This window comes from Sulfurivermis sp., from assembly GCF_059410345.1.
In genome coordinates, this window is record NZ_JBLJDO010000003.1 from 112,662 (window position 1) to 135,192 (window position 22,531).

Genomic DNA, 22,531 nt, shown 5'->3' on the forward strand with positions numbered 1-22,531 from the left:
TCGTTGCACCGCCGCATCGTGTAGGCTGTAACCATGATGACGACCGCCCTGCTGTGGTTTCGCCGCGACCTGCGCCTGGCCGACAATCCGGCCCTGCTCGCGGCGCTAGCCGGTTGTGAACGGGTGATCCCCGTTTACATCGACACGCCGGAGGATGCACCAAACGGCGCTGCCTCGCGCTGGTGGCTGCATCACAGCCTCGCGGCGCTGGATGGGGAACTGCAACGGCGCGGCTCGCGCCTGCTGCTGCGCCGCGGCCCGGCGCTGGAGGTGTTGCGCGCATTGATCGACGCGACCGGCGCCACACACGTCTACTGGAATCGCGTCTATGAACCTGCACTGATCGCCCGCGACAGCACCATCAAGCAGGCCCTGCGTGCCGACAGCATTCATGTCGCCAGCAGCAATGCGCTGCTGCTCAACGAACCCTGGCAACTGCTCAAGGCCGACGGCACGCCGTACCGGGTGTTCACACCTTACTGGAATGCCGCGCAGAAATGCGGTTTCGATCTCGCCCTGCACGTCGCGCCCCACGCCCTGCCACCGGTGGCACCGCAATGGCGGGGCGAACCACTGGCGGCGCTGCAGCTGTTGCCGCGCATCCGCTGGGATAGTGGGCTTGCCACCCATTGGCAGCCGGGCGAGGCCGGTGCCGCTGAACGTCTGGCCGCCTTTCTTGAGCAGGCCTTCGGCCACTATGCCGTTGAGCGCGATCGCCCCGATCACGCCGGCACGGCACGCCTGTCACCCCATCTGCACTTTGGCGAGATCAGCCCGCGCCGCCTGCTGGCACTGGCGCAGCAACAGCTGTCCGCGCAACGTCATGCCGGACTGACACAAAACGCCGAGAGCTGGCTGCGCCAACTACTATGGCGCGAGTTTGCCCATCAGTTGCTGCATCACTACCCGCACACCGCAGGCCAGCCGCTGGATGCACGTTTCGAGCGCTTCCCCTGGCGGCATGATTACCGTGAAGACCTCATCGCCTGGCAGCGCGGCAATACCGGTATTCCCATCGTCGACGCCGGCATGCGCGAACTGTGGCACACCGGCTGGATGCACAACCGGGTGCGCATGGTGGTAGCCTCCTTCCTCACCAAGAATCTGCTCATCCCCTGGCAGGAGGGCGCAGCATGGTTCAACGACACGCTGGTGGATGCGGACCTCGCCAACAACACCCTGGGCTGGCAATGGGTGGCCGGCTGCGGCGCCGACGCGGCGCCCTATTTCCGCATCTTCAATCCGGTGAGCCAGGGCGAGAAGTTCGATCCGCAGGGGAACTATGTGCGGCGCTGGCTGCCTGAATTGTCAGATTTGCCGGAGCGGTATATCCATCAACCCTGGAACGCACCGCAACCACCGGCACCCTATGCGCCGCCGCTGGTCGATCTCAAGGCGAGTCGACAGCGCGCCCTGGCGGCCTACGCGAGCATCAAAACGTAACATGCGGCAGCTATGGTCTATGCTGGGTGTGACCATAGCGAGTACCCACGCCTCACTCTCACCGCACCACAACATGAACATGGACCCGTTTGCTGCTCTGACCACCTGCTCACTGACTACCTGCTCATGAAAATCCTGGTACTCAACTGCGGCAGCTCGTCGCTCAAGTTCAAGGTCTTTGCCACCAGTGATCTGCATTGGCTGGCCGGTGGCAGCGCCGAGCGCATCGGCCAACCTGACAGTATGTTGCGCATGGTCTGGGCGAGCGGCGAGGCCACCTGTCCCGGCGCCGCCCCCGACCACCAGGCCGCCTTGCAACAGGTATTTCGCCTGCTGGCTCAGCATGGGATCGTCAGCGGCGCGGCGCAACTGGGCGCCATCGGTCATCGCGTGGTGCATGGCGGCGATCGCTTCCGCGCGCCGCTGCTGCTCGATGACACCAACCTGGAGGAATTGCGCCAACTCACACCGCTGGCGCCCCTGCACCATCCGGCCAACCTGCACGGCATCGATCTGGCTGCCGAACTGTGTCCCGGCGTGCCGCAGGTGGCCGTGTTCGACACCGCCTTTCACCATACCCTGCCGCCCCGTGCCTGGCGCTACGCGCTGCCGGAATGGACTTGGCGTGACCATCAGGTGCGCCGCTACGGCTTTCACGGCACCTCGGTGCAATACGTCAGCCGCCGCGCCGCCGAACTGATGGGACGACCGCTGCAGCAGCTCAACCTGATCGTGCTGCATCTGGGCAACGGCGCCAGCGTCACGGCCGTCAAGGACGGACGCAGCATCGACACTTCCATGGGCATGACACCGCTGGAAGGGCTGGTGATGGGCACGCGCAGCGGCGACATCGATGCGGCAGTGCCGTTCTATCTCATGCGCCATGCCGGACTGGATGCCGCCGCCGCCGAACGCCTGCTGTTTTTCGACAGCGGCCTGCACGGTCTGTGCGGCAGCAGCGACATGCGCACGGTCCATGTCCGCGCCGATGCCGGCGATGTGGATGCGCAACTGGCACTCGATATCACCGGCTACCGCCTGAAAAAATATATCGGTGCCTACAGCGCCGCCCTGGGACGGGTCGATGCCGTGATCTTCACTGCCGGTATCGGCGAGAATGACGCCGACATGCGGCGCCGCGCCTGCGACGGACTGGGGCGGTTCGGCATCCAGCTCGATGACACGCGCAATAACGCGGCCGACGGCACGGCACGGCGCATCTGCGCCGATGACAGCGCCGTGCAGGTGTGGGTGATCCCCACCGATGAGGAACTGGAGATCGCCCGCGCCACACTCGAATTCACTGCCACGGAATGAGGAACAGATCATGACCACACACAATCCCACTGCCCCGCTCGATGCCACCGAACTGGCGCAGATCGACGCCTGGTGGCGAGCCGCCAACTATCTGTCGGTGGGACAAATCTACCTGCTCGACAATCCGCTGCTGACCCAGCAGCTCACCGTGGAGCACGTCAAGCCGCGACTGCTTGGCCACTGGGGCACCACACCGGGACTCAATTTCATCTACGTCCATCTCAACCGCATCATCCGCCAGCGCGACCTCGACATGATCTACGTCTGCGGTCCCGGCCACGGTGGCCCGGCGATGGTGGCCAACGCCTGGCTGGAAGGCAGTTACAGCGAAACCTACCCCGATATCTCTCTGGACGCCGAGGGCATGAAGCGCCTGTTCAAGCAATTTTCCTTTCCCGGCGGCATCCCCAGCCACGTGGCGCCGGAAACACCCGGCTCGATCCACGAAGGCGGCGAACTGGGTTATGCCCTGAGCCATGCCTTCGGTGCGGCCTTCGACAATCCGGATCTGCTGGTGGCCTGCGTGGTCGGCGACGGCGAGGCAGAGACCGGCCCGCTGGCGACCGCCTGGCATTCCAACAAATTCCTCAACCCGATCAGCGACGGCGCAGTGCTGCCGATCCTGCATCTGAACGGTTACAAGATCGCCAATCCCACCGTGCTGGCGCGCATCCCGCGCGACGAGCTGGAGGCCCTGATGCGCGGCTACGGCTACGAGCCTTTCTTCGTCGAGGGTTCTGATCCGATGCAGATGCACCAGCAGATGGCCGCAACCCTGGACACGGTGTGCGAACGCATCCGCCTGATCCAGCACCATGCGCGCAGCACCAACGACCCGACGCGGCCGCATTGGCCGATGATCATCCTGCGCTCACCCAAGGGCTGGACCGGTCCGAAGAGCGTGGACGGCAAGAAGACCGAGGACTACTGGCGCTCGCATCAGGTTCCCTTCGGCGAGTTGCGCGAGAAACCGGAACACATCACCCTGTTGCAGGAGTGGCTGCAAAGCTACCGGCCCCAGGAGCTGTTCGACGCCCACGGCCGTCCCAGCCCGGAGATCACGGCGCTGGCGCCGCACGGCACGCGGCGCATGTCGGCCAACCCCCATGCCAACGGCGGCCTGCTGCTCAAGGCCCTGCGCCTGCCCGCGTTCCGCGACTACGCCTTGCCGGTGAACAAACCCGGCACCAGCAGCGCCGAATCCATCCGTGCCCTCGGCCGCTTCCTGCGCGACGTGATGCAGAAGAACGACGATCACCGCAACTTCCGGGTCTTTGGCCCCGACGAAACCGCTTCCAATCGCCTCGGTGATCTGTTCGAAGTGACCGACCGCACCTGGCTGGCAGATCACTACAACGACGACGACCACCTCGCGCCCGATGGCCGCGTGATGGAAATCCTGTCGGAGCACACCTGTCAGGGCTGGCTGGAAGGCTATCTGCTCACCGGCCGCCACGGCTTCTTCTCCTGCTACGAGGCCTTCATCCACCTGGTCGACTCCATGTTCAATCAGCACGCCAAATGGCTCAAGGTGACGCGCCACATCCCTTGGCGCCGCTCCATTGCCTCACTCAACTACCTGCTCACCTCCCACGTCTGGCGTCAGGACCACAATGGCTTCTCACACCAGGACCCCGGCTTCATCGACCACGTGGTGAACAAGAAGGCGGAGATCATCCGCGTCTATCTGCCGCCCGACGCCAACACCCTGCTGTCGGTGGCGGACCACTGCCTGCGCTCACGCGACTACGTCAACGTCATCGTCGCCGGCAAACAGCCGCAGCTGCAGTACCTGGACATGGACGCGGCGGTGAAACACTGCACCGAAGGGCTGGGCATCTGGGAATGGGCCAGCAGCGACCAGGGCGGCGAGCCGGACGTGGTGATGGCCTGCGCCGGTGACATCCCAACGCTGGAAACCCTCGCCGCTGTGGACATCCTGCGCCGCGAATTCCCCGCGCTGCGCGTGCGCGTGGTCAACATCGTCAACCTGATGCGCCTGCTGCCGCCATCCGAGCACCCGCACGGCCTGCCGGACAAGGAGTTCGACACCCTGTTCACCACCGACAAGCCGGTCATCTTCGCCTATCACGGCTACCCCTGGCTGATCCACCGCCTCGCCTACCGCCGCACCAACCACAAAAACCTGCACGTGCGCGGCTACAAGGAGGAGGGTACCACCACCACCCCGTTCGACATGGTGGTGATGAACGACCTGGATCGCTACCACCTAGTGATGGATGTCATCGAGCGCCTGCCCCAGCTCGGCGCGGCCGCCGCCTATGCCAAGCAGCGGCTGCGCGAGAAGCTCATCGAGCACAAGGAGTACATCCGCCGCCACGGCGAGGACATGCCGGAGATCAGGGATTGGGTGTGGCCTTATTAGGGCAGGAATAGGTAGAAATCAAACGTCCAGATTGTAACGCTTGATCTTGCGCCACAATGTGGATTTGTCGATACCCAGGATCTCGGCGGCGAGCGAACGATCACCCTGGGTCTCGCGCAAAGTCTTGCGGATGAAATAGGCCTCGATTTCCTCCAGGCTCTGCGGCGGCAGGAAATCGAGGGAGCTGTTAGGCGTTGTTCGTTTTTCCGTCAGGTGATGCGGCAGCACCTCTTCGCGGATCTTGTCGCCCTCGGTCAGGATGATCATGCGCTGTACCACGTTCTCCAACTCACGCACATTTCCCGGCCAGTCGTGACGCAGCAGGACGCCCAATACCTCGGTATCCATGCCTTTTACCGGCTTGTTGAGGCGGGTGGAGTATTTGTTGATGAAATAATAGGTCAACAGCGGAATGTCATCCCTGCGCTCACGCAGCGCCGGCATCGGTATCTCCATCACCGTCAAACGGTAGTACAAGTCCTCGCGGAAAGTCCCTTTCTCAATCAACACAGGAATGGATTTGTTTGTCGCCGCAATAACGCGCACATCGACGCTGCACGGCGCGGTGTCGCCCATGGCGTAGAAGGTGCCGTCCTGCAGGACACGCAACAGCTTTGCCTGCAAGGCGAGACTTGAATTATTTATTTCGTCGAGAAACAGGGTGCCGCCGTTGGCGGCTTCGAACAAGCCGATTTTGCTGCGCTCGGCGCCGGTAAACGCCCCCTTCTTGTAACCGAACAGTTCGCTTTCAATCAGATTTTCCGGTATCGCCGCGCAGTTGATGGCCACGAACGGTTTGTCCTTGCGCGCGCTCTGCATATGAATCTGCCGCGCTACCAGCTCCTTGCCGCAGCCGCTCTCTCCGGTAATCAGAACACTGCAATCATATGCCGATGCCGCGTCAATCAGCTTGCGCACCTTGAGAACGGCCTGGGACTCTCCGATGAGATCACCCTTCTCCGCCAGCGCCCGCTGCTGCTGCCGCAGGCGTTGATTCTCCGTGCTCAACAAATGATGCTGTAACGCGCGCTCTACCGTGCAGCGCAGCTCCACTGTCTCGAATGGCTTGCGCAGATAGTCAAATGCACCATGTTTCAGGGCGTCGACGGCCGACTCCACCGTCGCGTAGCCGGTGACCAGGACGACCTGTGTGTTCGGGCTGCGCTCACGCACGAAGCCCAATACATCAATCCCATCGCCGCCAGGCATACGTAGATCGGTAACCACCACACTTACCGGGTTGTTTTCAATGAACTCCATCGCCTGATGCACATTCTCCACTGACTCAACCCTGCCCCCGGGGTGAACATCGGTCAGGATATTGACGATCAGGTCGCGCATATTGCGATCGTCTTCCACCACCAGGATTACGACCTGCGGCATCAGGGGGGGCGTGGATTCACTATTCATTTCCTACTCTCTTCATGTCGACGGCGGGGAGGGTAATCACAAACCTAGCGCCACCGGTATAGTCGCCGTCATAACGGATATTGGCGCCACGCTTCGCCAGCATCGCCTGGGAGATGGACAACCCCAATCCGGTTCCCGCGCCGACATCCTTGGTGGTAAAGAAGGGGTCAAAGATGCGACTGCGCAGCTCTTCCGGCACACCTGGCCCATTGTCTTCTACCGCGATATGTACATAGCGTGTATCCCCTGCCAATGCCCGAATGGTGATCACCGGCCTCTCGACGCCCTCCAGTGCGTGAATCGCATTTTGCAACAGATTGGTGAACACGATGTCCAATTGCCCACAATCACCCTCAACGATCAGCGGCTCCCGTGGCAGCGACATCACTACGTCGATTCCGTAGCGGCGCATGCGGCAATTGATGAAGGTATCGATCACCTCGTTGAGCAATTGACCGATATCACAGACCTCACCGCTGCACTGCTCCTTACGCGCATAATTGAGCAGGTCCTGGACAATGCGCGAACAACGCTTCGTCTCACTGGATACCACCTTGGCATACTCAGCGACTCTTTCTGCATTGACTGGGTTAACCTCGATGAGTTGCGAATAGCCAAGAATATTCCCTAACGGAGTGTTCAACTCATGCGCCACTCCGGCGGCCAACTGACCCATCGCCACCAGTTTTTCGCGGTTGGCGACGGTGTCCTGCAATTCGCGGTATTCACTTATGTCAAGCAGGGTAATTACTGCCCCCATGTCCGATTCGTGCTCGCTGAAAAAGCCGAGATTCAGGGAAAACCAGCGTTTTTTTCCGGAGATATGCAGGGTAATTTCCTGATTCCGTATCGGCTGTTTGTAGAGAAAGGCATCCCGCATGATGGCACGGTCATGCTCGTTGAGCGTGATGAGGTCGAATAGGTTAATCCCTCTCATCCGCTCGGCACTCATACCGAACAGTTCTTCCGCCTGGCGATTTACGGTAGATATTGCGAGATCGTCCGCCACGTTCAGAAGAACACCCGGCAAACTCTGTAGAATGGCGTTTATCTTGTTTCGTTCGGTCAATACCCTGGACTGGCATTCCTCGACCGTGTGAAACATCGAGCGCAATCGATTGATTGTAAGGTCATATTCCTGGATCAATCGCAACGCATACAGGGGCACCCTGGGCAGGCGTCCGACCGGTTCCAACGTCCCTCCCCGTGCATCCAGAATGCGGGCACGCAGCTTCGCAAGATACACATGATTTATTCCGAGCAGGAGCAGCAGCAAAGCCACCGTGCCGCTCCATACAAGCCACACCACCGCTTCGTTCATCAGTTACGCCACCATGAATGATGCTCCGTGTTGGAAGGAACATTGTACCCAAAGACACCGACAAGCACATGAGCGCCGGCATCCGAAAAAAAACGCGTGACGGGAGCGTACCGTCACGCGTTGCTCAACAACAGCAGGAGTGCCTTATTGCAGTGAGTGGCACGGCATGCCGCTCACACCAATCAGAAAATGACCTGTAGCCCCAGTGTAGTTTGCGAATTGTTCTGGCGCGTATGGTCGGTAGCATGCTCGGTATCAAACTTGACCATGGCATGTTCCAGCGTGACCTTCACCTTCTGGCCGTCGATATAGTAATTGGCGCCGACGGCGGTGGTCTTGTTGTCCAGAAAACTGCCCGTGACATTGTACTTGGCAGTGTCATGGCGCGCGAACAATTGCAACCGCCCCATGCCGATCTTGCCTGGGAACAGGTAGCCGGCCTTGACATAGTTGGCTTCCAGCTGGGTCGTGGTTGGCAGGTTGGCATCCGGATCAACATTGATTGCATTGCCGGTGTCATAATCAAAATAAGCGGCAGACAACGTATATGTGCCACTGGCGGTGGGCTGCTCGTAGAACACATCCACCGTTATGCCTTTATAGTCCTTGGCGTCACGACGCAAGGTTGAATTGGCGTAGGCCACGTCTGCCTGGTAATCATAGGCAGCGCCAATGGTCAGCACCTTCCGGGTTCCCAGATAAGTACCGAGGTAGCCATAGTCGAATTCGGGATCAAACGCCGAATAGTGGGCGCGAACCGTGTAACGCGGCGTATCCTTCGGCAAATTATCGCCTTCCCGGCCATCCGCGATCATGACACGGTACTGGAACTTGGCATCTGCCAGATTGCCCCACATCGCCACGCCGGTATCACGACTGCCGGCAAACGGCGTATAGGAGATGATCGAGCGGTCAAGGGTCAGCGGCTCCAAACACGCCTCCAGATTCTCGCGCGAGAAGGTGTTCTTGAAACGGCCGGCGATGAAGCGCATCTCATCACTGAAATCCAGCGTCACATAGGCATCGCGATAATATACCCCGCGCTCGTCATTGCCGTACTTGCTGTCGTTGCCCGCCTCCAGCTGCGCATAGAAGCCAATTTGATCGTTGTACTGCCCCATGAAGGTCAGGCGGTTGCGGCGCAGGAAGGTGTCGAAGGAACTGCCACTGTGGTTTGCGGAGCTGTAATCCTTCTGCTGCATCCACATCTGCAGGGCGTAGCTGAAGGTCACATAGCCCTCTTCGCCGTACTGAATCGTTGGGCCGGCCTGGACCAGGCCGGGCAGCGCCACACATGACACTCCCGCTGCGAACAACGCGGTGCGGACCGAGCGGTATAGGGCCCCTCCTTTCCCATCGATGCGATTTTTGCCGTTCATTGTTATTTACCTCCCCCAACCAGTGACGTGTAGTGCTTGTTCAGTTCGTTCAAATCGGCGCCGGTATGGCAGCTGGCGCAGGCCTTGGCCGTGTCGGTACGCGGGTCACCGATCAGGCCCTTGTGCGAAATGTCCTGCTTCATGACGCGGGGGTTGCCCTGGTGACAGCCGACACAGGAGTTGTTAACGGTCTTGTGGTGGGTGTGCCAAGGAGCAGTGGCGCTGTCCATGGTGGGCGCCGCGGCGCGCTGGCCGTTGTGGCACTTGAAGCAACTGGAAGCGCCCATGCCACAGGCATTGGCGAGGGGGATCGGAGACATCCGGCTGGAGCCCTCGTGCACCAGTGACAAGGCCTCGCTGCCCCAGCCGGTATCGACAACAACGGCAGCGGAATCGGCCAACTCATCCGTTTCCGCGGTAAACACCACCGTCAACACCGTTGCAAAGGTCAGCGCCCCCATGACAATGGCCGCGCGGGTGAACTGCCGTACTGTCCTGCCTATCATTTTTATTACCATCGTCTAACTCCTCCTCTCTGTAGTTCTATCGCAGCGGCGGCTTACTGCCTGGAGCGGGACCGCTTTTCCTCTGCCTCACGTATCTCTTCTTCACTGGTACCGCGTACACACATGCAGGTCGGGCCCCGTTTGAACCGAAGCCTCGATTTTTTTTCCGGGGTCGGCGCGCTGCCTGCCTCGATAGGCGGCAATGCCTCCGCCGCCGCCTCGCCGGTTGCCGCACCGCTGGACAGCGGCAACAGGAGCAGAAGCCCGAGCACAGCGCCGACATGCCATTTCCAGTTCATCGCGGCACAGCCTCCACCCAAAATCCATCGGGTACTAAGCACAGCACATGCCATGTCACAATACAGCGTAAATTCAATGCATTAGCTCCACATGCGCGGATTGGCGCGATTGCATCACCAAGCAGTGGCATTGCAGCATCTCAATTTGCAATTCGCCCTGGCAGTTCCGCCGTGAGATGCAGGGCTTCGAAACGGGTGGCTTCGGCCTCCTTCAGGGCCTGCCGCAGCAGGTCCACAACATCCGGCGCCATAACATCGACATGGCGCAGGCTGTCCTTGAACATGCGTTCATAATGCTCCCGCGGCGCCACGTTCAGCCTCAGCTCCACCTGCCATCCCGGGACATCGGCAAGATTGAAGCCTTGCTCCACAACCAACTGCCCGCCCGCCGGGATGCGCGTGTCATAACTCTCCGCGGTCAGCGCCACGTTCACGCCCCAGCCGATGACGCGGCGTGCCAGGGGGCGGCGCCCACCCTTGCCATCCACCAGCTGCAATATCACATCCACCTTGGGCACCATGTAGGTGGGGAAGTGGTGTCCCGCGCCAGTATTGCTTATCACGGCCCTGGCGATCGCCTCGCCGGCCTGGCCAGCGGGCAGTACGTCCAGCGTCACATCCAGGGCCTGCAACACCATCTCGCGATCATGTACACCGCGGAACAGGTGCTGCCGCTCGGGCATGTGGCACGACTGGCAGCTCTTCGTCTCCGCGTAGGGGCTGGCCTGCCACTGCGCATAGGTATCTTCCTGCAATTTACCGTTCACCCGCGGCCCATCGGGTGGGAACTGGTGACAGGTGGCGCAGAAACGGCTGTCTTCGAAGGCAGCGCTGGCCACGAAGCCACCGTGCGGCACCGGCTCCGCCTGCGGCTTGTTGGCGGGCGGGCCAAAGCGCTGATGACCGCGCACATGGCACGCGGCGCAGACCAGTCCTTGATCGGCCAGATCCGCCGAAACATAGGCCGGCGGCGCTTTCTTCGGGGCGCCGGGCCATCCCTGCTGCATGGCCACCAGAGCCTTTTGTTCAGCCAGGGGTGCGTGACAGCGCAGACACTTGTTGCCCTGCTCCTGGCTCATCAAACGCAGCTGCCACTGGATACCGGCCCCCATGGTGTGGCTGTGCAGACTGCTGCGCCATTGCTCCCACTGTGCTTGATGGCAGTGGGCGCAGTCCTGCGGCGCCAGAGACGCCTCGAGGGCGGTGAAGCCCGCCGGAGGAGTGCCCTGCGGCGCGATAGGATCGGCCCAGTGGCGCGCCAGAAATGCCCCAATGTCTGTAGCGGCTGCAGGTGGTTTCTCGCCGCAGGCGGTCAGCATCAGCAATAGAGCGGGCAGCGCCCAGTGCCATAGTCCTCCACGGCCACGCATCAGTCTGTCCTCCAAGGCTGAAAGAAAAGGCCCACGGCAAGCCGTGGGCCAACAAGGAGGCACTACTTTACATCATCCACCACAGGGATTGGCCGGCAACAGCCCACCGCCACCACCGGAAGAACCCCCGCCACTGACCTTATAGGCGCGATCCTCTTTCACTACGGAGTTGGCACTGGTTGCATAGGCATTATTGATGACGCGGGTCGCTACCTTTGCGATGTCATCAGCTGGCCGATAGAACGATTTGGTGTCAGTACGCCAGGGAGAATTACTCGGCAGGATATAGTTTCCGGTGGCATCCTGCAGGTACGACAGCGAATTCCACTCAATCATGGCGCCGTCATAGAAACGCGTCGGCAGTCCCAACACCACCGCGCTGGCTACACCAGTGATCATGGCGCGGAACGTCGTTTCACAATAACCATAGATGACATCCCCGGGCTGGTAGGCATTACCCACACCGACGGGCTGATAGGTGCCGTCGATAAACCCAGCACCACTGATATTGCCATCCATATATGCCTGCAGTTCGGTCTTGGTCTTGTAGTAACAACGGTTGCCACACTCATTTAGCATGTTGGTATAGTCAAGCTGCATTGCCCCGCGCGGATGCCCCTGACGCGAGCCTTCGTTCTGGAAACTAGTCATATAGTCCGCCAATGGCGAGCCTGAGCCATTGTCTTCGCCGGCGCTGTATTGCGCTACACTGCGCGCATCCCAAATGAACACCCCGTCATTAAGCACATTGGTGTCGGTTGTCGGCAGGATGGCCAGCATGTCCTCTAGCGTCGCTTGAAGTGCCGTGTTGTCGCTTCGTAGACTGCGAACCGATATGGTTCCATTATTCGGCGCTGTACTCGCGGCTGTCGCGAAATCCCCGGCAGTCATCGAACTATTGTCAACTTGCCATGCGTTGCTGCCGTTGAGCAGGGCAAGATTTTTTGCCTCTACCCCCCAGTACCGCAAGGCGTACCACACACGGCCCTGGCCCATGGCATTATTCGTACTGCCGGTGCCCATTGCTACGACAATCATGTCATTGTGTGGGTCGATGGCGTACTTTTTAAGCAACCCATCCATGGTAGCGCCGTCTGGCACCATGCTTTGGGTGGTAATCACACCGTTAGAGCGGGTTTGAATCCATTCCGACGATGGCGATAAATAGGTGACCACATTGGTCTTGTTGGGCTTGACGTATTCGGCACCAGCCGCACCTGCCGTTAGCTGCAGAATCACCAACTTTCCGGAGATTCCGGCCGGGCGTTCATTGAGCCAGTCATCTTTCCAGCGCTTCAACGTAGCACCAGTGATCAAACCATTCACGTTGTCGTTGTAGTCGTCGGCCGATTCTTGGGCAATAGCTGCTGGTGAATTGACGGTGATCTGCGATGCGGGGGATGAAGTGTCCTCGCTACCGACACATCCCGCTAGGAACATGACTGCCCAGGCGGCAGCCAGTACCATGCCGCCCCCCTTCAATGGCGACTTGCTGCTACGTATATCCATAACTCTTCTCCTCCACATCGAGCGTTTATTATCTGGACTCAACCCCGGCACGCTTGTGGTACGTCGACCCGGGCAACCATCACGCAGCATTCAAAGCAACTTGCGTACCAGAGTTCCGTCTGCGTCAAGATTCCTTTTTTTTCATGCTGTTACATGCAGACTTTGTAGTTCGGCCATGTCCCGCGGCATTGCAGAACGAAGTGGCGCCATTGCACGCCGCCATTTTGCAACCCTGCCGCTGGGCGGCCACGCTACTTCACTACCACCGGCACCACGGCTTCGGTCAAAGCATCCAACACCTGATCGTAATTGCCCTCGATCACCAGCAACTGTGTTGCCTGGTCCACGGACTGCAGGGCGTTCATCAACTCGGCGGCCTGTGCCTGTTGCGCCGCCGACGGTGCCAACACCAATACGGTTCTTGCGTCATTCATATGATGTACACCACGTCAGCCTGGGTAACGGCGTTGGCCAGTGCCGCCGGCACGGCAGCGGGGTCATCGACCCGGTCCAGCGGCACGTCGGCGAATTCCAGCGATTCGAGCTGGATGTTCAGGTCGTCGCTGGGCTCCAACTCGCCGCATACCAGCACGCGCACTGGGTCATCCAGCAGGGTCAGGCCGCTGGCCATGCGCAAGGCCTCGGTTTTGCGGTATCTGGCCACCACCAAAATGTTCTTATCTCCCTCTGCCATCACTCGTTCTCCTCAGAACACCAGCACCTGATCGGAGTTCTTCACCAACTCCGCGTCCTGGTACTGGCCACCCACCACCACCCTGTCGGCGATGGGGGCAACGTCGATGCCTTCGTAACGCTCCACGCTCAGTTCGCACAGCGATGTGGCAACACTGCCTGACAGGGCCAGGCTGGCAAACTGCGAGTTGTTGAGCAGACGCACGCCGGTGTCAGTCAGGAAACAGCGCGTCTCCCAGCCACGCTTCACCGCGGCCTGCAACACGCCTATTGCCTGACTCGCAAAACTATCGTCGGTGACTACCACGCCCAGACGCATCGGTCAGGCCTTCCTGATTTTCCAAATGGACATGCCACCGTCATTGCTGCGCTCATAGAGGTCGTTGCCCTCGTTGTCGCACATGGCGATGATGGATTCGCCGGAAGACGGGTTGTCGAACACCAGCGTCAGCACGTCGCCGGAGGCCATCTTCTGCAAGGCCTTCTTGGTGTATACCTGCGGGTGAGGGCAGCTGTAACCGCACACGTCGAGCCGGTATTCGCCGTCGCCGGTCTGTTCAAACTTGACTGCCATGATGTGCTCCTTTCGTGGATATTGGATTTATTGTTAAAGCTCGCATTCTTCCTGCTTGGCGGAACGGCGCTCGATCCACAGGTTGAATGCCTTGACGCCCAGATAACCGCCGCCGACCATGCCGGCCAGGAACACCCAGCCGCTGGGATCGCCGTTGGTCACCGTGGCAAAGAAGGCGCCGATGTTGCAACCCATGCCGATGCGCGCACCGATACCCATCAGGGTGCCGCCGATGAGGGCGAACATGGCGGTTTCCATGCTCGGCAGCTTCCATTTGAATTCGCGGCGGCTCAGGGCCAGCACGGCGGCACCGAGAATGATGCCGATGGACATGAAGCCTGGCGCATTGAGCAACGGATTGGGGATGCCGTTTTCCAGGCCGAAGAAGATGTTATCCATCATGTTGACGCCCATCTTCTCCAGAACCCACGCGCCCCACTGCGCTTCCTGGGTAGTGATGTACCAGTAACCCGGGTCGAACACCGTATCCTGAATCGACAGGCCGGCGGTGTGTCCCATGTCGGACAGCATCTCGCCGAAGTTGAAGATGTGGTAGTGCTCGCGCAGCGCACCGGTCACCCACATCTGCAGGCCGGCGAAGATACCCAGGCCGACGCCGGCAATAGCGGTATTCTTCGACGAGGTGAACATCGACCACATGCCGCGCGCGTGATCCCCCATGGCCGGCGCGCTGATCTTGGCGCGGCGCATATAGCCCTTGCGGTAATAGACGGCATACAGGGCGATCAGGATGATGATCGTCGGCAAAATGGTGACGAGGAAGGTATTGACGAAATAGCTGGACACCACCGGATTGGTAGTGCCGAGGGTTTCAGCCAGCGTGGAACCCTTCATGTCCCAGACGTAGCCGGCGGTAAAGATATCGAACCAGCCTTCGGTTACCGACAATTCCTCCGGCATGTCCTTCGCCACGGCGGAGTCGATCCAGGAAGCTGGTACCAGACGGTCGAACCAGCCGCTGGCGGCCACGAAGATGGCCTGGGAAAAGGAGATGGCGACAATGACGATCATCGAGCCGACATTGCCTTCACCGGCCTTGTACAGAGAGCCGGAGGCGCAACCGCCGGTAAATACGATACCGAAACCGAAGATCAGGCCGCCGAGTGCCACATGCCAGCCTATGGGATGCGGGTGGAAGGTGCTAAAGCCACCCACCGTCACCGTCGCGGCGATGATGGAATACAGCGCCACCGCGATCATCATGCCCACCGCCATGCGTGGCACGCCCACCGCGAAGAGGTCGCGCACTGCTGCCGCCATGCAGAAACGGCCGTATTGCAGCAGCATGCCGTAGATCATGCCGAACCACACATATACCAGCAGGTAGATGTAACGGCTGTCGACGGACAGAACCCACAGCGAACCCAGCAGAACCAGTGCCATGATGCCCATGGCATACTGGTTGCCTTTCTGAGCCAGCCAACCCTCCCGATGCGCGGCTACCGCGACTGCTTCGTTTTCATTGCTCATATTCTTCCGCCAGTCGTCAATTAGTTGAAATTGTCCGTATTGCTTTCCTGTCACAGTCCCTTACGGATGTAGATCCGCCACCCCTCGGTATCACGCACCGTGGCCAGATGGCTACTGCACAGCACCATGGCCAGTGACGGTATCGTCTCCACCGAGGTCGGGTTGTCGGACAACAGTTCGAACACTTCGCCATCCGCCAACTCTTCTACCATTTGCATGGTGAGCAACTGGGGCCGTGGGCACACGGCGCCGAGACAGTCCACACTGCGCGCCACCTGCACCGGCCCGATCCCCGGCAGGTCGACCACCCGTTTCTCCTCGGTGATCGACACCCGGCGTCCCCGCCACAACTTCGTCAGCCACGACATAGGACTGGGCCTCCTGCCGGAACCGCGTCACCGCCTTGATGACCATGACAACCAGGTAATAGCAGTTTGTATGCCATTGTTTTTTTGTTTTTCATATCAGCAAGTTACCTCCTCTCACAAAAGTCATGGCAGACACATATTGCAATCTGCCACGCGGCGTTCCGCGTACAACGGAATTTTGCAATGGGCCGCTGCGGGCATGAGCGCGCACGGTCCGGCTCGCCTGGAACTCAAGCATAACCGGGACGGACGGGAACGGATCAGACAGGCCGCACCCGCGGCGCCACTGCACCGCGGGTGCGGCAGTGAAGGACGGTCAGCGGCCGCGCAGGCTGAGGGGGTCGTCGGGATTGACGCCGGCCTTGAACGGCAGGCGGCGGTCGTGGTGGGTGAGCTGGTAGACCATGCCGATCCAGTTGTTGATCACCGCCTCGGCGGTATCGTGCCAGGTGTTGTCCAGCTGCGCGGCCACCACATCTTCCGGCATCTCCGGAATCGGTTTGCCCTTTGCCAAGGCGGCGAGCAGTTGCTCGCGGTATTCATCCAGAATCGCCTCGGTCTGCGCGGTGAAATAGTTTTCCACGAAGGGCGGATAGTCGGGGCGCTGGCCGTTGGCGTAATGCAGCACCTCACGCTTGTATTCCTTCAGCAGCGAGATCACGTCGTATTCGGGGTGGCCCTGGAAGAACACCAGGCGGAACAGATCGGGGCTCACCGCCAGGTGTACACCGGCCTGGACGCTCTCCACCAGCACGCGGCAACCCACCGTCTCGAACTGCTCGCGATCGATCTGGTTGAAGCGTGAGTGCGGCACGTCGAAACGGGTGTTGACTCCGGTAACCAAGGGATGCCGGCGATCCATCACCCGGTGCGAATACACGCCCCAGCGTTTGAAGCCGAGGTGGCGGCGCTTCTGGCCGTAGCGGAACTCCATCACCGCATGGGTGGTGAGACAGGAGCACAGCGTGGAGGTGACGTTGTCGTAGGCCCAGTCGATGACCTCGATGAGCGGCTGCCAGAACGGCTGCCGTGACAGCTCCGTGCCCTGCACGTTGGCGCCGGTGATGATCAGGGCGTCCAGCCCCTGCGCCTTCACCTGTTCGAAGGTCTCGTAATACTTGTCGACGTGCTCCTGGCCCTTCTCGCCGCGCTGCAGTTCCTTGAGGGTGAACGGATGCAGATAGAACTGGGCGATCTGGTTGCTCTCGCCGATGAGGCGGAAGAACTGGCGCTCGGTGGCCTCCAGCGCGGCATCCGGCATCATGTTGAGCAGGCCGACGTGCAGCTCGCGGATGTCCTGCTGCAGGGCATAGTCGCGCGGCAGCACGTTCTGCCCTTCCTGCTTCATGCGCTCGAAGGTGGGGAGTGCGGTATGGGCAACCAACGGCATGGCGTGTTTCCTTGTAAATTCCAAAACCTGCCGCAGAGACGCGGAGGCGCAGAGTTTTTGTAGTGTGTAACTGTATTCTCTGCGTCTCTGCGTCTCTGCGACAAATCGGTTTTCAGTTCTGGCGCGCAATGGCGCGCTCGATCAGTGCCAGGAAGTCGGCCTCGCTCTGCACCTGGGCCAGTTCGGCGGTGGTGACGGTATAACCGTACTGCCGGGCGATGGCCTCGTAGCGCGGCACGCGGGCGCGGAACAGGCGCGAGAACACCCAGCGCACGAAATCGTCCGGGTCGATCAGCGCCACATAGTCCAGCCGCCGCTCGCCCATGTAGATGGCGAGCTGCTCGTCGAGGAAGGCCTCGCGATAGTACAGCGGCTTGGGGTCGGCCTCGGCGCGCCGGATCAACTCGCGCTCATCCGACGCCGAGGCCTGGATGTAGAGGAACAACGTGTGCTCGGCCAGCTCGTCCAGCAGACCTGGCTCGTCCAGCTCGCACAGCGAACCGCCGGCGTCGTTGATGAAGTGCTGGTAGCCGTACAGCGTTTGCGCCTTGCGGATGAACTCCGGTACATCACGGAAGGTGGCGATCTCGGCGACGCGGTGCAGCGCCTGACGGCGCTTGAACTCGGTGAGCGACAGCCCGCCCAGCTCCGGGTTGCCCAGCTTGCCCATGAAGGTGGACACCGGCTTGAGGTGATCTACCGTGATGTTGTTGCGGATATAGATGGAGTCCGAACGCAGCAGGTCGCGCAGGAACGGCACCTGCATGGCCTGCTGCTTGATGTTGTCGAGGATCGCCTCGTCCAGGTAGCGCGTGCCGATGCGGTAGTCCGCCGAGAAGTGGAACCAGTTGTTCGCGCGCAGCAGGGTGGAGATGCGTGTCTTGCCCACGCCGGACATGCCCAGCAGGGTGATGCTCTTGTGCTCCCAATGACGGAACTGCTCGGCGCTCAGTTTCACGAAACCCGGCTCCCCAGGGTAAGGATGGAAAGGGGGCCATTGTAGCGCGCCGCGCCGCTGCCGTCCGCCCTGACGGCAGCGGCGCCTATGTTCAGCGCACCGGCGCCTGTTGCAACGGATTGGGGCGCTCCTGAGTTTCCTCGCCGGGATCTTCGCCGTAGCCGGTGGCACCGGCCTTGGCGCGATCGGAGGCGGTCAGCGGTTTCTGCGCCGGCTTGTAGTCGAGGGGATTGGGGCGTTCCTGCGTAGGTTCATCCTGTTCCTTGTCGAAATAACCGGTGGCGCCGGCCTTGTCGCGATCCGAGGTGGCCTGTGGCTTCTGCACCGGTTTGGCCTGCAGCGGGCGTGTCGTTGCCGGCTTTTCCACCCGCGGCGGTTCCGCCTGTGCCACGCCGACGGCGAACATCAAGGTGGCGGCCAACAGGGTAAGGGGCGTGTGCATGAGCGTTCTCTCCTTGGTTTGATTCAGCGCAGGCGCGGTACGCTGCGCGGCTCCTGCATGGTGGCGGGGCCCGCCGGATCGCGCGCCTCGAAGATGCGCACGCCTTCATTCCATTCGTAACTGCTGCGCGTGCCGGCGTGCGGCGGCAGGGGGATGCGTCCCAGCGGCAGGGTGAACACGTCCACCCAGTCGGTACTGACGCTGCGCTTCAATGGCCCGGCCTTCACCTGCATGACCACGCGCAGCCGTGTCACCGCACTGAGGTCCATCAGGTAGGTGGGGGCGCCGAGGCGCAGGCCGTAACTCTGCTGCAAGGTGGCACCGGGCTGGGCGCTCAGCGGCGGCAGGCGCACGGTCTCGGTGTGCGCATTGGTATTGGCCAGCGTCAACTGCCGCTCCGCCACCGGACGGCCGTCCACCAGCAGGGTGAAGGGCGTAAACACCGTACCGGCACCGTTCAGGCCGATGCCCACCTGCAGATAGCCGTTCAGCGCACCCAGATCGACACCGGTGTTGGTCAGCTCGGGCGGCACCTCGAAGGTGAAAAACGGCCGCGGCGCACCGCCCAGGGGCGGGGTGAAACTGTGGCTCTTGTGCCAGGGTGAATTGATCGGCGTCAGCTCGGCCCAGGTCTTGCCCAGGGCGTAGAGTTTGAAGCCGAACCAGGAGCCAGCGGTGAACACGAATTCGTCACCGCCGAAATGCTGTCCCTGCGCCAATCCCACCCGCGTGTAGTAGTCCTCCCGTGCGTCACTGGTCACCGCCTGTACGCGCAGCGTCAGGTCGCGCCCCGGGTCGTCCACGGCGCTGCGCACCGTGCGTGCGGGTTCCAGGCGGCCGTTGAGCGCCACCGGTATGCGCAGACCGAAGCCGTAGCCCATGCCGTAGTTGACGCGCAGGAAACCGCCGCCGAACTTCCACTTGCGCTCCCACGCCAACTCCTGGCCGAGGGTGAAGCCGGCCAGGAAGGGTTCGCTGAACTCCAGCCGCCCCTCCCCCTGCTCTCCCGCCGGGTAGCGATACTGCCGCCCCTGCGCGCCGGGACCACCGAGCAGGGTGGGATCGGGTTGCGCCCGCGGCCGCTCGCGCGGGATGGTGCGCTCGGCTGGCGCCGCCGTGGCCCCGCGGCTGCGCGGCTGCACCAAGGCTCGGTAGTCAGTGCTGAGGCGCTGCACGCCGTCGTTGAACAGGCGCCGCTCCACCACCACCTGATCGGTGACATCGAACTCGCCCACGCCACGCAACACCGCGCGCAACACGGCATCCTCGCCACCCTCGGCCAATGCCTGGCGCAACGGGTCGTCGGCATCCAGCAGCGGCAGCTCTTCGCTCAGATAGCGGCGAAAACTCTGCTGCTCGTCGGGCGCCATGTCCGCCACCCGCGCCTGCGCCACCTCCGCCTGATTCACCGGCGCCAGGAAGCGCGCCAGCTCCGGCGCCGCCGCGGCAGCCTGTTGCGGGTCGCGCACCACCACCCGCGCCTGACGCACCAGCAGCAGGCGGTCGGGGAACTCCACCACGGCCTCGTGGATCTGCGGCCGTCCCACCAGGGCGGTGGCGGGAATGCGGTTCAATTGCCGATCCATGGCGCGTTGCGCGCTGAAGGTATCGTCGAACAGCTTGCCCAGTTCCACCTTGGCGCCGCTGTCGGTTTCGATCTGCAGGCGGCGCATCGCCGCGCGGTCCAGCACCTGGCGCGGCGCCTGGCGCGCCACCTCGCGGGCCAGCACCGATTCGTTGTCCCAGTCGCGCAACAGGCGGGCCAGCTCGGGCGCGTTCTTCAGCACCGGGGGGATGGCCACCGCAACCGCGGCGGCCGGCGGCGCCATGCCGGGCGGCGGCGCCGCCAGTGCAGAAAAGCCGGCCAGCAACCATATGAACAGTATGAAGGGATAAGTACGCCAGGTTGTGACAGTCATGGTTCCTTCCTTTGGTGTCGGCAAGACTCGCCCAAGAACGACCGATACCAATCAAGTATTCTCGCAATCACTGCGAATACAACCCAGTAATTTACTCTGCCCGCACTCCCGCACCATCATCGTGCACGCATCTGTTCCGACCCGCCTGTTTCGCTCGATACAGGGCATGATCCGCCGCACGCACGATCGCCTCCTGCTTAAGTCCGGGCGTGGGAGTCACCGTGCTGATGCCGATGCTGACGGTGATTTGCGTACTTACATGGGAAGCTGAATGGGGGATTGCCAGACGGGCTACCGTGCTCTGTATCTCGCGCGCCACCTCATCGGCACCGGCGGCATCGGTCTGTGGCAGCAACACGCTGAACTCCTCGCCACCATAGCGCGCCACCATATCTCCGGGCCGCTTCAGGGTTGCAGCAATCGCGCGGGCGATCTGCTTCAGGCAATTGTCGCCCGCCTGATGGCCATAGGTGTCGTTGTAATTCTTGAAATAATCAACGTCGATCATCAACAGCGAGGTGACGGTACACTCACGCACCGCTCGCGCCCATTCCTGTGTCAACGTTTCATCGAAGGCGCGACGATTGGCTATGCCAAGCAAGCCGTCCACCTCCGATTGTCGCCGCAGCGCGGCATCAGCCCGCTGCAACTCCGCCAACATCTCGTCAAAACTCTGCCCAATATGCTGTATTTCCGCCGTCCCACCCTGCGTGCCGAAACGCAGTGTCAAATCACCTTGACGCACACCGTCCATCACACCGATCAGGCGGCGCAGCGGCTGTAATACCCAATATCCAAGACCGAACCAGAGCACCACGAAGATCAGCAGCCCGGCCACTGCAAATTGAATCAGGTTGCCGACGACAAACGCACGTACCGGCGCCAACACCTCTTCCGCCGGCACGCTCACCACGACATACGCGTCCCCCACATTCTCTCCCAGGGCGGTGTATCCAAAATAACGCATGTCACCGGCGCTATCCTTCGCCTGCAGCACCCCCTGTCTGCGCTCCATCATGCGTTGCAACAAATTCCGGTCTGGCGCATCGATCATCGCCGGCGCCCGCGCCAGTACGTTGCCTTTGCCGTCAACCAGCAGGAGGGTGGTTTCGGCAGAATAGTTTTGCCGCGACAGGAGCTCCTCTACCCAGGCCAGCTTGCGGCCCATGATGATCACATACTGAAGCGAGCCGTCGGCCGCGTGGAGCGGCACGGCCACAGGCAGCACCGGCTGACCGCTGACCCGGCCGATGATGTACTCACCCACCGCATAGTCGCTGCCCGCCAACACCCGCTTGAAATACAGCCGATCACTGAAATTGACGCGCGTTGCCACCGGCTGCGGCGCACACACCAGATCACCGTCGGGGCGCGCCACCAGCATCGTGTCCACACCCCGTGTCGCCTGCGCCAGATTCGCCAGCAAAATCATGCAGTCGCGCTCCATGTCTGGCAACTGCTCCAGCGCCACGACAAGCGTTGCCAACAAGTTGCGTGATTCATCCAGCCACTGGTCGTGCGCCAGCGCCACCAGCTGAGCCTTGACCTGGACCGTATCCAGTGCCTGCGCAATCTGGCGCTGGCGCGCATTCTGCAGCACGAAGAGATGGGACAGGGACAGGGCCAGCAACACCACGCCGATAAGGCCGATGAAGACAAAACGCTGGCTGTACCTGCGGAGGGGAGAAGAAACCATGGTGGGTGCCGCACAGGGGATATGACCCTTTATACGACCTTTTCAGCGGCAATGTAACCT

Annotated in this window: 20 protein-coding genes; 3 read left to right on the top strand and 17 right to left on the bottom strand. The window is 61.4% G+C overall.

All coding sequences use genetic code 11. The annotated features are described in order from the left end of the window. The first annotated feature begins 33 nt into the window (after positions 1-33). From ACMV8A_RS03905 to ACMV8A_RS03915, 3 genes are all read left to right on the top strand, one after another. A complete protein-coding gene (locus tag ACMV8A_RS03905; RefSeq protein WP_495324434.1) occupies positions 34-1,443 on the top strand; it encodes a cryptochrome/photolyase family protein in 1,410 nt (469 codons plus the stop codon). 126 nt (positions 1,444-1,569) lie between these two features. Then, positions 1,570-2,760 carry an acetate/propionate family kinase gene (locus ACMV8A_RS03910; protein ID WP_495324435.1) on the top strand — a complete coding sequence of 397 codons (1,191 nt, stop codon included), beginning with the start codon at positions 1,570-1,572 and terminating at the stop codon, positions 2,758-2,760. A gap of 10 nt (positions 2,761-2,770) precedes the next feature. Continuing rightward, entirely contained in the window at positions 2,771-5,146 is a 2,376-nt protein-coding gene (locus tag ACMV8A_RS03915) for a phosphoketolase family protein (protein ID WP_495324436.1), read from the top strand. Positions 5,147-5,164: 18 nt separating this feature from the next. Here ACMV8A_RS03915 and ACMV8A_RS03920 read toward each other — a convergent pair whose 3' ends face one another. From ACMV8A_RS03920 to ACMV8A_RS04000, 17 genes are all read right to left on the bottom strand, one after another. Then, positions 5,165-6,556, bottom strand: coding sequence for a sigma-54-dependent transcriptional regulator (locus ACMV8A_RS03920; RefSeq protein WP_495324437.1), 1,392 nt, complete (start codon positions 6,554-6,556; stop codon positions 5,165-5,167). Beyond that, positions 6,549-7,877, bottom strand: coding sequence for a two-component system sensor histidine kinase NtrB (locus ACMV8A_RS03925; protein ID WP_495324438.1), 1,329 nt, complete (start codon positions 7,875-7,877; stop codon positions 6,549-6,551). Before ACMV8A_RS03925 ends, ACMV8A_RS03920 begins: the two co-directional genes overlap by 8 nt. Before the next feature lie 182 nt (positions 7,878-8,059). Next, on the bottom strand, positions 8,060-9,256 hold the full coding sequence (gene extI, locus ACMV8A_RS03930; RefSeq protein WP_495324439.1) for a selenite/tellurite reduction operon porin ExtI: 1,197 nt from the start codon (positions 9,254-9,256) through the stop codon (positions 8,060-8,062). 2 nt (positions 9,257-9,258) lie between these two features. Continuing rightward, positions 9,259-9,762, bottom strand: coding sequence for a hypothetical protein (locus ACMV8A_RS03935; protein WP_495324440.1), 504 nt, complete (start codon positions 9,760-9,762; stop codon positions 9,259-9,261). Positions 9,763-10,201: 439 nt separating this feature from the next. Next, complete coding sequence (locus ACMV8A_RS03940; RefSeq protein WP_495324441.1) at positions 10,202-11,431, bottom strand: multiheme c-type cytochrome; 1,230 nt, start codon at positions 11,429-11,431, stop codon at positions 10,202-10,204. Between the two features lie 72 nt (positions 11,432-11,503). Further along, on the bottom strand, positions 11,504-12,940 hold the full coding sequence (locus tag ACMV8A_RS03945; protein WP_495324442.1) for a sulfurtransferase: 1,437 nt from the start codon (positions 12,938-12,940) through the stop codon (positions 11,504-11,506). Positions 12,941-13,191: 251 nt separating this feature from the next. Further along, on the bottom strand, positions 13,192-13,374 hold the full coding sequence (locus ACMV8A_RS03950; RefSeq protein WP_495324443.1) for a hypothetical protein: 183 nt from the start codon (positions 13,372-13,374) through the stop codon (positions 13,192-13,194). Further along, the gene (locus tag ACMV8A_RS03955; RefSeq protein WP_495324444.1) at positions 13,371-13,634 is read right to left on the bottom strand and encodes a hypothetical protein; all 264 of its coding nucleotides are present in this window, start codon (positions 13,632-13,634) and stop codon (positions 13,371-13,373) included. Before ACMV8A_RS03955 ends, ACMV8A_RS03950 begins: the two co-directional genes overlap by 4 nt. Positions 13,635-13,646: 12 nt before the next feature. Then, on the bottom strand, positions 13,647-13,952 hold the full coding sequence (locus ACMV8A_RS03960) for a hypothetical protein (RefSeq protein ID WP_495324445.1): 306 nt from the start codon (positions 13,950-13,952) through the stop codon (positions 13,647-13,649). A gap of 3 nt (positions 13,953-13,955) precedes the next feature. Continuing rightward, positions 13,956-14,207, bottom strand: a complete 252-nt coding sequence (locus tag ACMV8A_RS03965; RefSeq protein ID WP_495324446.1) for a sulfurtransferase TusA family protein — start codon at positions 14,205-14,207, stop codon at positions 13,956-13,958. Positions 14,208-14,240: 33 nt separating this feature from the next. Further along, the gene (locus ACMV8A_RS03970; RefSeq protein ID WP_495324447.1) at positions 14,241-15,698 is read right to left on the bottom strand and encodes a YeeE/YedE family protein; all 1,458 of its coding nucleotides are present in this window, start codon (positions 15,696-15,698) and stop codon (positions 14,241-14,243) included. A 50-nt stretch (positions 15,699-15,748) separates the two neighbouring features. Further along, positions 15,749-16,066 (bottom strand): sulfurtransferase TusA family protein, encoded by a 318-nt coding sequence (locus ACMV8A_RS03975; RefSeq protein ID WP_495324448.1) that lies wholly within the window; start codon positions 16,064-16,066, stop codon positions 15,749-15,751. A 316-nt stretch (positions 16,067-16,382) separates the two neighbouring features. Beyond that, positions 16,383-17,456, bottom strand: a complete 1,074-nt coding sequence (gene metA / locus ACMV8A_RS03980; protein ID WP_495324449.1) for a homoserine O-succinyltransferase MetA — start codon at positions 17,454-17,456, stop codon at positions 16,383-16,385. Positions 17,457-17,568: 112 nt separating this feature from the next. Beyond that, positions 17,569-18,354, bottom strand: coding sequence for an ATPase (locus ACMV8A_RS03985; protein ID WP_495324547.1), 786 nt, complete (start codon positions 18,352-18,354; stop codon positions 17,569-17,571). Between the two features lie 151 nt (positions 18,355-18,505). Next, complete coding sequence (locus ACMV8A_RS03990; protein ID WP_495324450.1) at positions 18,506-18,856, bottom strand: hypothetical protein; 351 nt, start codon at positions 18,854-18,856, stop codon at positions 18,506-18,508. A gap of 23 nt (positions 18,857-18,879) precedes the next feature. Beyond that, complete coding sequence (locus ACMV8A_RS03995; protein WP_495324451.1) at positions 18,880-20,775, bottom strand: hypothetical protein; 1,896 nt, start codon at positions 20,773-20,775, stop codon at positions 18,880-18,882. Positions 20,776-20,866: 91 nt separating this feature from the next. Further along, positions 20,867-22,471: a diguanylate cyclase domain-containing protein gene (locus tag ACMV8A_RS04000; RefSeq protein WP_495324452.1), complete on the bottom strand. Its 1,605-nt coding sequence runs from the start codon at positions 22,469-22,471 to the stop codon at positions 20,867-20,869. Positions 22,472-22,531: the final 60 nt, after the last annotated feature.